Raw genomic sequence first — 10,707 nt, forward strand, 5'->3', positions numbered from 1 at the left:
CGGCGCGGTCCCCCGAACCGGGAACCGCGCCGACCACTGCCCAGCTCACCGATGGTTCGCTGCGGCTGAGACAGAACTAGCTGTTGGTGAAGTTCGGTGTGCGCTTCTCGACGAAGGCGGCCATGCCTTCCTTCTGATCGTCGGTGGCGAACAGCGAGTGGAACACCCGTCGCTCGAACAGCACGCCCTCGGTGAGGGTGGTCTCGAAGGCCCGGTTGACCGCTTCCTTGGCGATCATCGCGACCGGCAGCGACATCGAGGCGATGGTCTGGGCGGTCTCGAGCGCGGCGTCGAGCAGCTGGTCGGCGGGCACGATCCGCGACACCAGCCCGGCTCGCTCGGCTTCCTCGACACCCAGGGTGCGGCCGGTCAGGATCAGATCCATGGCCTTGGCCTTGCCGACCGCGCGGGTCAGCCGCTGCGAGCCGCCGATGCCGGGGATCACGCCGAGCTTGATCTCGGGCTGACCGAACTTGGCGGTGTCGGCGGCGATCAGGATGTCGCACAGCATCGCCAGCTCACAGCCGCCACCGAGGGCGAAGCCCGCGACCGCGGCGATGGTCGGCTTGCGGAAGTTGGCCAGCCGGTCCCAGCCCGCGAAGGCGTTGGACGCGAACATGTCCATGTAGGACTTGTCCGCCATCTCCTTGATGTCGGCCCCGGCCGCGAAGGCCTTCTCCGATCCGGTGATCACGACGGCACCGATCGAGTCGTCGTTGTCGAGCTCGTCGAGCGCGGCGATGACATCCGCGAGGACCTGCGCGTTGAGCGCATTGAGTGCCTTGGGCCGGTTCAGCGTGATCCAGCCGACCCCGCCTTTGCCCTCGCCGCCGCCCTTGCGCTCCAGCAGAATCGTCTCGAAATCGGTCACCAGGCACCCTCTTGTTCTTCAGTGGTCACGGATGGTGCAGACGATACCGAGCCCGGCCGCCCACCGGCCACGCGGGCAAACCCGCAAGTAGGCGTGGCGCAGTGCCCGATATTCCGGATCCGCTGCGGCACAATCGGGGGCATGGGCACCGACCATTTCGCGCGGATCAGCCGCCTGCGCGCGCTGATCGAGCACGAGAACACCGGCGCGGACGAGCGGGCCACAGCCCAGCGCATGCTCGACCGGATTCTGCGGAAGACGCACGGCGACACCGTGTCCGCCGCGGCGCCGGATCGGGTGTACGGCGCCAGGCATCACCGGCCGGGCAGGCACGCGAGCACCGCGTCGATCGTCGAGTCGGTCCGCGACGACATCGCCTTCGCCCGCACGTTCGCCGTCGTCGGCGGTCCGGGCGAGCTCACGGTGCACAGCCCACTCGCGGCCGCGCCCGCCGAGCTCACGGTGGCGGTGAGCACGCCGTTCGCCGATCAGATCGTCGTCACCATCACCGACATCCCACCCGCGTGGGGCTGGGAGTCCGACGAGTTCGACCGCACCACCGCGACCGCGGACCTGCGCCGCCTGGCCGACGAACTCGCCGAGATCATCGACAGCTACAACCACAACGGTTCCGACGTGGGCCCGCGGTTCTTCCGCACGATCCGCGCGCAGGAGACCACGCTGATCCGCTGACTCAGTCCGGCTGTTTCGATCCGGCGAGCAGCACGACCACACCGACGGTCAGCACGACAGCGCCGATGGCCAGCACCACGCTCGCGGCGACCGGCCCGCCGTCGGTCCGCTCGGCCACCGTCTGCCCCACCGCGATCGCCACCGCCGCCGCGCCGCCGAGCACGAGAACGGGCTCGCGCCGCAGCGCGTACAGCAGCAGGCACGCCATCCCGACCAGCGCGGTCAGCGCGGGCCGCCACAGCGACTCCCCGGGCGTCACCGACTGCGCCCCGCTCACCAGGATCACGCCGCCGATCAGGTACCCGGCCCAGTCGGCGACGAACAGCCGGGCCCAGGCGAGCCCGACCCACACCGCGCCGAGCAGCATCAGCACCACGCCGGGCCAGGCGGAGCGGTAGTCGAGCACCGCCGAAGCCGTGGTCACCACGCTCGCGACGCCGAACCCGCCCATCGCGACCATGCCGAGCACGGTGGGCACCAGCAGATATCCGAGGATCGCGACGAGCAGTCCCGCGATCGCGGCCGCGATCTCGGCGTCGTCTCCGAAGGCCGTGACCACCGCGCCGCAGACCATGACCGCGGCCAGCACCAGCAGCACCGCCGCGAGCCTGCTGCGCCCCGCCGACGCGATCGGCACCCGTCGGAAGATCCCGTCGCACCCACCGGCCAGCAGCACCGCGCCGGTGACCGCGCACCCGGCCACTACCAGCAGCAATACCACCCGCCCGGTCTGCGCCACGTCCGACCAGGCCAGCCCGAGGAACAGCGCCACCCCGGCGGCCACCAGGCCCGCCCCGAGATAGGCGACGATCTCGGCGATCATCCGGCCCGCACTCGCCCGGCCCGCCCGCTCCTCGGCTTCCACGGCCCGCAATACCGCCCCGCGCTGGTCGCCGCTGATCACGCCCGCCGCCACCAGCCGCTCCAACGCCACGCCCACCCTGTGTTCGCGAACCATCCGTCGAGTATGTCGACCGGGGTGCGCGATTCGGCCGAATCCCGCGGGCCGCGTTTCGCGCCGGAGTGACGCAGTTCATACTACAATTAGTTGGACGTCCTAGTATTGGTCGTACTATCTGCTGCGGAGGCAGTCATGAGCGAGTCCAGCGCCCTGCATGTGCCGGTCCATCCCGTGCGATTCGTGACCTCGGCGGCCCTGTTCGACGGGCACGACGCGGCGATCAACATCATGCGGCGCATCCTGCAGGCCCAGGGCGCCGAAGTGATCCACCTCGGCCACAACCGATCGGTGCGCGAGATCGTCGACGCGGTGATCGAGGAGGACGTCCAAGGCGTCGCGGTCAGCTCGTACCAGGGCGGGCACATCGAGTTCTTCGAGTACCTCGCCACGGCCCTGCGCGAGGCGGGCGCGGGCGACGTGCGAATCTTCGGCGGGGGCGGCGGCGTGATCGTCGCCGAGGAGATCGAGCGGCTGGCGCGCGTCGGCGTGCGGATCTTCTCCCCGGAGGACGGCCAGCGCCTCGGTCTGCCCGGCATGATCAACGAGCTGGTCCGGGTGTGCGATGTCGACCGGGCCGCCACCCCGCCCGACCTCGATGCCCTCTACACCGGCGACCGGAATGCCCTGGCGCGCACCATCACCTGTCTGCAGCAGGGCGCGCTGTCCACGCCGGACCGGGCGGCGATCCTCGCGGCGGCGAGCAAGCGCCGGGTGCCGGTGCTCGGCATCACCGGCACCGGCGGCTCCGGAAAGTCCTCGCTCACCGACGAATTGGTGCGCAGGCTGCGGACCGACCAGCAGGACAAGCTGCGCATCGCGGTCCTCGCCGTTGACCCGACTCGGCGCCGGGCGGGCGGCGCACTGCTCGGCGACCGCATCCGGATGAACGCGCTCGACGGCGACCACGTGTATTTCCGTTCGCTGGCCACCCGCGGCAATCACGAACTGCCCGACGACATCGACACCATGATCGCCGCCTGCCGCGCCGCGGGCCACGACCTGGTGATCCTGGAGACCCCGGGCATCGGCCAGGGCGACGCGGGCATCGTCGACCACGTCGACGTGGCGCTGTATGTGATGACGCCCGAGTTCGGCGCCGCCTCCCAGCTAGAGAAGATCGACATGCTCGACTACGCCGACGTGGTCGCGATCAACAAGTACGAGCGCCGTGGCGCGGCCGACGCGGTCCGCGACGTGGCGCGCCAATTGATCCGCAACCGGGCCGAATTCGGCGCGCAGCCGGCTGATATGCCGGTCTTCGGCACCAGCGCGGCCACCTTCGACGACGACGGCGTCACCGCCCTCTATCAGCACCTGACCGGGCTGCTCGCCGAACACGGACTCCCGCTCGAGCAAGGCGCGCTCCCCCGCGTCGACACCAAGGTCTCCACCCGGTTCGCCCAGCTCGTGCCGCCGGCACGGGTCCGCTACCTGGCCGAGATCGCCGAGACCGTGCGCGACTACCACGCGGACACCGTCCGGGACGTGGCCGCGGCCCAGCGCATTCAGCGCCTGCGGCTGGTGCACGACGAACTGCCCGACGACGCCGCCGTCGCCGACCTGCTGACAGCCGCGCGCAGCGACCTCTCCCCCGCGTCGGCCGCGCTGCTGGCCGAATGGCCCGCCGTCACCGCGAGTTACGCGGGCGAGGAGCAGATCGTGCGGGTCCGCGATCGCGAGATCCGCACCCCGCTGCGGCGCGAGTCACTGTCCGGCTCGAGCATCCCCCGCGTCGCCCTGCCCCGCTACACCGACGACGGCGAACTGCTGCGTTTCCTGCGTGCGGAACATCTGCCCGGCCGATTCCCCTTCACCGCAGGGGTTTTCCCGTTCAAGCGCGACAACGAGGACCCGGCCAGGATGTTCGCCGGCGAGGGCGATCCGGCGCGCACGAACCGGCGGTTCAAGGTCCTCAGCGCCCACGCCGAGGCGACCCGGCTGTCCACCGCGTTCGACTCGGTCACCCTCTACGGCCACGATCCGGCCGAGCGCCCCGATATCTACGGCAAGGTCGGCACCTCGGGAGTCTCGGTGGCCACCGTCGAGGACATGCGCACGCTGTTCGACGGTTTCGACCTGTGCGCACCGACGACCTCGGTGTCGATGACCATCAACGGACCGGCCCCGACCATCCTCGCGTTCTTCCTCAATACCGCGATCGACCAGGCGCTGGACCGCTTCACCGAGGCCGAGGGCAGGCCGCCGACCCCGGACGAAGCCGCCGAGGTCAGGGCGCGCACGCTCGCGACCGTGCGCGGCACCGTGCAGGCCGACATCCTCAAGGAGGACCAGGGGCAGAACACCTGCCTGTTCTCCACCGAGTTCAGTCTGCGGATGATGGCCGACGTGCAGGAATGGTTCGTGCGCAACGACGTCCGCAATTTCTATTCGGTGTCGATCTCCGGGTATCACATCGCCGAAGCGGGCGCGAACCCGATCAGCCAGCTCGCCTTCACGTTGGCCAACGGATTCACCTACGTGGAGACCTATCTCGCCCGTGGACTGGCGATCGACGACTTCGCGCCGAATCTGTCGTTCTTCTTCTCCAACGGCATGGACCCCGAATACACCGTGATCGGCCGGGTCGCCCGGCGGATCTGGGCGGTCGCGATGCGCGACCGCTACGGCGCGGGCGAACGCGCGCAGAAGCTGAAGTATCACGTGCAGACCTCGGGCCGTTCGCTGCACGCACAGGAAATGCAGTTCAACGACATCCGCACCACCCTGCAGGCGCTGATCGCGGTCTACGACAATTGCAACAGCCTGCACACCAATGCCTTCGACGAGGCGGTGACCACGCCCACCGAGGATTCGGTGCGGCGCGCGCTGGCCATCCAGCTCATCATCGCCAAGGAATGGGGGCTGGCGGTCAACGAGAATCCGCTGCAGGGCAGTTTCGTCATCGACGAGCTCACCGACCTGGTCGAGGAGGCGGTCCTGCTGGAATTCGAGCGCATCAGCGAACGCGGCGGCGTGCTCGGCGCGATGGAGACCGGCTACCAGCGCGGACGCATCCAGGACGAGTCGATGCGCTACGAACAGCGCAAACACGACGGTTCCCTGCCGATCGTCGGAGTGAACACCTTCCGCGGTCACGGCGACGACGCCGCGCACGGCCCGCTGGAATTGGCCCGCGGCACCGAGCGGGAGCGCCGCTCCCAGCTGGACCGGTTGCGCACGTTCGTCGAGGAGAATGCCGAACAGTCCCATCGCGCGCTGGCGCGATTGGCCGAGGTCGCCCATACCGACGGCAATATCTTCGAGGTGTTGATGGACGCGGCGCGGGTGTGCACCCTACAGCAAGTCACCGATACGTTCTTCGCTGTCGGTGGTCAGTATCGACGGACCGTCTGAAGCGATCGCCGCGAGCACGAATCCAGCCACACCCGGCACCCGCGTGTGACAATTGCCGCCAGCACACTGCCAGCGGCGGCGATGGGACGTACAGCAATGGACCTGACCGACCTCGACATCATCGATGCGCACATCCATCAGTGGGACCCGCGCACGACCCCGCGCGAATTCAGCAAGCTCGCCACCCTGCTGCGCTATCTGCCGCTGTCGATCGATATCGCGGCGAAGCTGGCGCCCCGCCGTGACCGGGAATTCGTCGGCGATCCCACCGCCTATACCGGCCCCTATCTGCCCGCCGATTACCGCACCGACCTGGGGACGACGGCGGTGCGCGGCATCGGGCACTGCGAAGTGGAATGGACCGGCTGGAAGCCCGACGAGACAAGGTGGGTGGCCAGCCTGCCGTTCGGCGTCGACACCCCGCCGCTGAGCCTCATCGTGGGGGCGGCCGATCCGGCCGCCGCGGACTTCGGCGCGGTGCTCGACGCGCATCAGTCGGCCTCGCCGCTGCTGCGCGGCATCAGGACCATGGTCGCCCACCACCCCGACCCGGCCGTGAAGTCGTTCGCGGCGCACGACGGCCACCTGACCGCCCCCGCCTTCCTGAACGGCTTCGGCCTGCTCGCCGAGCGCGGCCTGTCCTTCGACGCCTGGGTCTATTCGGGACAGCTGGCCGAGGTGACGGCGCTGGCCGAGCGATTCCCCGAGGTCACCATCGTGCTCGACCACCTGGGCACGCCCGCGGGCATCTTCGGGCCGGTCGGCAAGGACACCGGGCACACCGCCGCCCAGCGCGGCGCCCTGTTCGACCGCTGGCGCGACGACCTCACCGATCTGGCCGCCCAGCCGAATGTGGTGGCCAAGGTCAGCGGCCTGATGATGCCGGTCCTCGGGCACCCGGTGCCGCCGCGCGGGGTCCCGACACCGGTGCCCACCCTGATCGACCGGGTGCGACCGCTGCTCACCCACGCGCTGACGGCCTTCGGCGCCGACCGGCTGATCTGGGGCTCCAACTTCCCGGTCGACAAGCCGATCACCAGCATCACCGGCGCGGTCGAGACCGTGGCGAGCGTGCTCACCGACGCCGGGGCGAGCACCGAGGACCTGCGGAAGGTGTTCGGCGGCAATGCCGTCCGGATCTACCGCATCGACACGACAGCGCAGCGGTGACCGCGGTGTCGGTGGCCCGGTTTAGCATCGCCGCATGAAAGCAACCGGCACGTTCGAAGTCACCGCGTTCGACCCCACCGACCTGCAGCCCCAGCCGCCCATCGGCACCGGGCTCCCGGTCGGCGTCACGCTCATGACGAAGGTCTACGCCGGCGAGATCACCGGCACCTCGGCGACCCTGTTCACCGCGGCGTTCGACATGTCCACCGGCGCGGGCACCTACATCGCCATGGAGTCCTTCGAGGGCACCCTGGCGGGCAAATCCGGCGCGTTCAACTTCGTCCACTCCGCCACCACCGGCGGCACCGATCGCACCGACGAGTTCTTCCACATCGTCCCCGCCAGTGGCACCGGCGAACTCACCGGCATCACCGGCACCGGCGCCCTCTACGTCGATTCCACCGGCGGCCACCACATCTGGTTCGACTACGACCTGCCCTGACTCAGCTGTCGAATTCCTGGTACAGGGAACGTAATTCGCGCAGGCCGGTCGCCGCGGTCTGTTCGTCTTCGGTGGACATGCGCAGGGCGCGGCGGAGGGGGACCGGGTCCAGGTCCTCGATGACGGCGCGGAATTCGATGCGGGGCAGTTCGGGGAGGTCGAGGTCGTCGCCGTAGGGGTCGGCGGATTCGGTGGTGCGGGTGGACTTCTCGACGCCGCCGATGAGGGTGTCCAGGTCGAGGCCGCGCAGGGTGAGGATTTCGCTGGGCTGCTCGTCGAGGCGTTCGGCGAGCAGGTAGCAGACCGCGGCGACGTGTTTGCACGGCCAGCCCATGTCCGGGCAGCTGCAGGAGAAGTCGAGTTCGGACGCCGTGGTGGGCAGCAGGTGCGGGCCCAACGCGGGCGGCAGTGCGCCGGAGGCGATCTCGGCGAGCATGCCGGGTGCCTCCCTGATCTCGGCGAGCAGCAGCTCGATTTCTTCCGCACGCAACGGCCGCATCGCCAGCACCGAGGTGAACGGGCTGGGCTGGCTGCCCTGCACCTCGGCGGTGACGGCACCGCGCTCGATCCGGTAGTTCACCACCTGGCCGACCCTGGCGTAGGTGCGCCCGCGCGAGAGCCTGCCCGCGTCGGCGACCTTCTCCACCGCCTCCAGCAGGGACCGGCCCCACCAGGTCCGGCCGAACCCGCCGCGCGCCTGGGCGCCGCCGGTGACCGGTCGGCGCGGTCCGAACTGACTGAAATCGGCCACTAGTCGCCCACCGCCTCGGCACCGAGGGTGAACAGGTCGCGCAGTTCGTCGGTGCTCAGTTCGGTGATCCAGTTCTCCCCCGCGCCGACGGCCAGGTCGGCCAATTGCTTCTTCCCGCTGATCATCTCGTCGATGCGCTCCTCGATGGTGTCGACGCAGACCAGCTTGCGGACCTGCACCGCGCGCTGCTGACCGATCCGGAACGCGCGGTCGGTGGCCTGGTTCTCCACCGCCGGGTTCCACCAGCGGTCCAGGTGGATCACGTGATTGGCGGCGGTGAGGTTGAGCCCGGTGCCGCCCGCCTTGAGCGAGAGCAGCATCAGCGGCGGCCCGTTCTCCCGCTGGAACCCGGTCACCATCTCGTCGCGTCCCTTCTTGGACACTCCGCCGTGCAGGAACGGGATGGGGGTACCGAAGCGCTCGGTGAGGAACGGCAGCACCAGGTCGCCGAATTCCCGGAACTGGGTGAACAGCAGGGCCTTCTCACCGTCGGCGACGACCGCGTCGAGCACGTCCTCGACCAGGGCGAGCTTGCCGGAGCGGTGACTGCCGCGACGCAGGATCGGCGAACCGTCGCCGAGGTAGTGCGCGGGATGATTGCAGACCTGCTTGAGTCTGGTCAGCGCGCCGAGCACCGCGCCCTTGCGGGCCATACCCTTCGCGTCCTTCAACTTGGCCAGCATGTCGTCGACCACCGCCTGATAGAGCGCGGCCTGTTCGACGGTGAGGTTGGCCCGCACCGTCATCTCCAGCTTCTCCGGCAGATCGCTGATGACCGCCGGATCGGTCTTGAGCCTGCGCAGCACGAACGGGTCGGTGATCAGGCGCAGCCGCTCGACGGCCTGCTGATCGCGTTCGCGTTCGATCGGCACGGCGAACCTGGCCCGGAACGACTGCGGGCTGCCCAGCAGTTTCGGCATGGCGAAGTCGAACAGCGCGCGCAGTTCCTCGAGGCGGTTCTCCACGGGGGTTCCGGTGAGCGCCAGCCGATGTCGTGCCGTGAGCGCGCGCGCCGCGCGCGACTGGCGGGTGGCGGCGTTCTTGATGTGCTGGGCCTCGTCGAGCACGATCCGCTCCCACCGCTGCTCGCCGAGCAGGGTCGCGTCGCGGGCCAGCAGGGCGTAGGTGGTCACCACCAGATCAGCGTCGGCCACGGCGGCAGCGAATTCCGGGCCGGTGAGCCGCGCAGGGCCGTGGTGGACGAGCACTCGCAGATCGGGGGTGAACCGTTGCGCTTCCCGCTGCCAGTTGCCGACCACCGACATCGGGCACACCAGCAGGGTGGGGCCGACCCGATCTCCCGGGTCGGCCCGTCCGGTGCCGACCGCGGCCGATTCGCGCTCGTGCGCGAGCAGAGCCAGCACCTGCACCGTCTTGCCCAGGCCCATGTCGTCGGCCAGGATCGCACCGCAGTTGAGCCTGCTCATCGTGGCCAGCCAGCTCAGCCCGCGCTCCTGGTAGGGCCGGAGCTCGGCCTTGAGGCCGACCGGCACCGGGACCGGCTCGGGTTCGCCTTCCCCGGCGAACAATTCGGCCGCCCAGCCGACGGCGGTGACCTCGGTGACCGGCACATCGTCGACGCGTTCGGCGGCCAGTTCGCCGATCATGTCGGCCAGGGTGATCGGTGTGTCGTCGGCGTGCAGGGCCACATAGCGGGCGGCCGCGGCCAGCGCCCGATGGTCGGCCTGCACCCATTCCCCGCGCAGCTGCACGAGATCGGACTTGCTGCGGATCAGCCGCTCCATCTCGGCCTTGGTCAGCACCAGGTCGCCGAGCGCCAGTTCCCACCGGTAGGACAGCAATCCGCTCAGCCCGACCGTGGTCTCGGCGGCGGCCGGACTGCTCACCCGCAGCCGCATGCTCGGCTCGGCGATGTTCCAGGCGCGCGGCAGCAGCAGGCGGATACCGGCTTCCTGCAGAGCGTGCGCACCGTGCGCGACCAGGTCGGCGACGACCGCGGTGGGCAGCAGCAGGTCGAGTCCGCGCGGGTCGGTGGGCAGGTCGCGCAGGCGCGGATACGCCTTGCGTGCGTGCCCGAGTTTCTCCGCGGCGGTCCGGGCCAGGACCGGGTCATCGTCGAGGACAACGGGTTTGGGCGCGTCGTCGACCGGGCGCAGGCACACCTGCAAGCGCCACAGCGCCACCGATTCGTCGACGGCGCCGAACTCACCGTCGGGTTCGCACAGGCGCAGCACGAGTTCCGGCTCGTCGGCGGCGTAGCCGGCCCGCCACTGCCCCAGGGTCTCGGCCAGCCGGTAGGAGCCCGCCTCGAGCGGGGTGTCGCCGACCAGCGCCCGCAGCATCGGGTGGGTCATGGTGCGGTGGGCGAGGTACTCGCGCGCGATCGGGTCGGTGAGCTCGGTGACGAGGTCGTCCAGCACAGCCGACGGCGACCCGGCCACGCGCAGCGCGGCGGGCATCGCGGCGGCCAGCTCGGCCAGCCACGCCCGCTGCCGCTGCCCGCC

At 70.0% G+C, this 10,707-nt stretch carries 8 protein-coding genes; 4 read left to right on the forward strand and 4 right to left on the reverse strand.

Translation table 11 applies throughout. The annotated features are described in order from the left end of the window. Nucleotides 1-76: 76 nt before the first annotated feature. Nucleotides 77-871: an enoyl-CoA hydratase gene (locus V8688_RS16230; protein WP_342801144.1), complete on the reverse strand. Its 795-nt coding sequence runs from the start codon at nucleotides 869-871 to the stop codon at nucleotides 77-79. A gap of 141 nt (nucleotides 872-1,012) precedes the next feature. Here V8688_RS16230 and V8688_RS16235 point away from each other — a divergent pair, with 141 nt between their 5' ends. Continuing rightward, nucleotides 1,013-1,564 (forward strand): hypothetical protein, encoded by a 552-nt coding sequence (locus V8688_RS16235; protein WP_316573682.1) that lies wholly within the window; start codon nucleotides 1,013-1,015, stop codon nucleotides 1,562-1,564. A gap of 1 nt (nucleotide 1,565) precedes the next feature. On the opposite strand, the gene V8688_RS16240 is transcribed toward V8688_RS16235, so the two are convergent. Beyond that, on the reverse strand, nucleotides 1,566-2,522 hold the full coding sequence (locus V8688_RS16240; protein WP_342801145.1) for a DUF2157 domain-containing protein: 957 nt from the start codon (nucleotides 2,520-2,522) through the stop codon (nucleotides 1,566-1,568). 135 nt (nucleotides 2,523-2,657) lie between these two features. Between V8688_RS16240 and icmF the strand changes: the two genes are divergently transcribed. From icmF to V8688_RS16255, 3 genes are all read left to right on the forward strand, one after another. Beyond that, entirely contained in the window at nucleotides 2,658-5,879 is a 3,222-nt protein-coding gene (icmF, locus tag V8688_RS16245; protein WP_342801146.1) for a fused isobutyryl-CoA mutase/GTPase IcmF, read from the forward strand. An 81-nt stretch (nucleotides 5,880-5,960) separates the two neighbouring features. Further along, complete coding sequence (locus V8688_RS16250) at nucleotides 5,961-7,049, forward strand: amidohydrolase family protein (RefSeq protein WP_255588552.1); 1,089 nt, start codon at nucleotides 5,961-5,963, stop codon at nucleotides 7,047-7,049. A gap of 34 nt (nucleotides 7,050-7,083) precedes the next feature. Then, nucleotides 7,084-7,491: a DUF3224 domain-containing protein gene (locus V8688_RS16255; RefSeq protein ID WP_218721209.1), complete on the forward strand. Its 408-nt coding sequence runs from the start codon at nucleotides 7,084-7,086 to the stop codon at nucleotides 7,489-7,491. A gap of 1 nt (nucleotide 7,492) precedes the next feature. Here V8688_RS16255 and V8688_RS16260 read toward each other — a convergent pair whose 3' ends face one another. Next, on the reverse strand, nucleotides 7,493-8,242 hold the full coding sequence (locus V8688_RS16260) for an SWIM zinc finger family protein (protein ID WP_342801147.1): 750 nt from the start codon (nucleotides 8,240-8,242) through the stop codon (nucleotides 7,493-7,495). After that, nucleotides 8,242-10,707: DEAD/DEAH box helicase (locus V8688_RS16265; protein ID WP_342801148.1), on the reverse strand; the 2,466-nt coding region annotated here is incomplete at its 5' end. The genes V8688_RS16260 and V8688_RS16265, both read right to left, overlap by 1 nt.

It is taken from the genome of Nocardia sp. No.11 (genome assembly GCF_038752175.1).
Classification (GTDB): domain Bacteria; phylum Actinomycetota; class Actinomycetes; order Mycobacteriales; family Mycobacteriaceae; genus Nocardia; species Nocardia canadensis.

What these genes read in the sequence shown, in the direction of transcription:
- V8688_RS16235 (WP_316573682.1), top strand. Translation starts at nt 1,013, where the DNA reads ATGGGCACCGACCATTTCGCGCGGATCAGCCGCCTGCGCGCGCTGATC.
- V8688_RS16240 (WP_342801145.1), bottom strand. Translation starts at nt 2,522, where the DNA reads ATGGTTCGCGAACACAGGGTGGGCGTGGCGTTGGAGCGGCTGGTGGCG.
- icmF (WP_342801146.1), top strand. Translation starts at nt 2,658, where the DNA reads ATGAGCGAGTCCAGCGCCCTGCATGTGCCGGTCCATCCCGTGCGATTC.
- V8688_RS16250 (WP_255588552.1), top strand. Translation starts at nt 5,961, where the DNA reads ATGGGACGTACAGCAATGGACCTGACCGACCTCGACATCATCGATGCG.
- V8688_RS16255 (WP_218721209.1), top strand. Translation starts at nt 7,084, where the DNA reads ATGAAAGCAACCGGCACGTTCGAAGTCACCGCGTTCGACCCCACCGAC.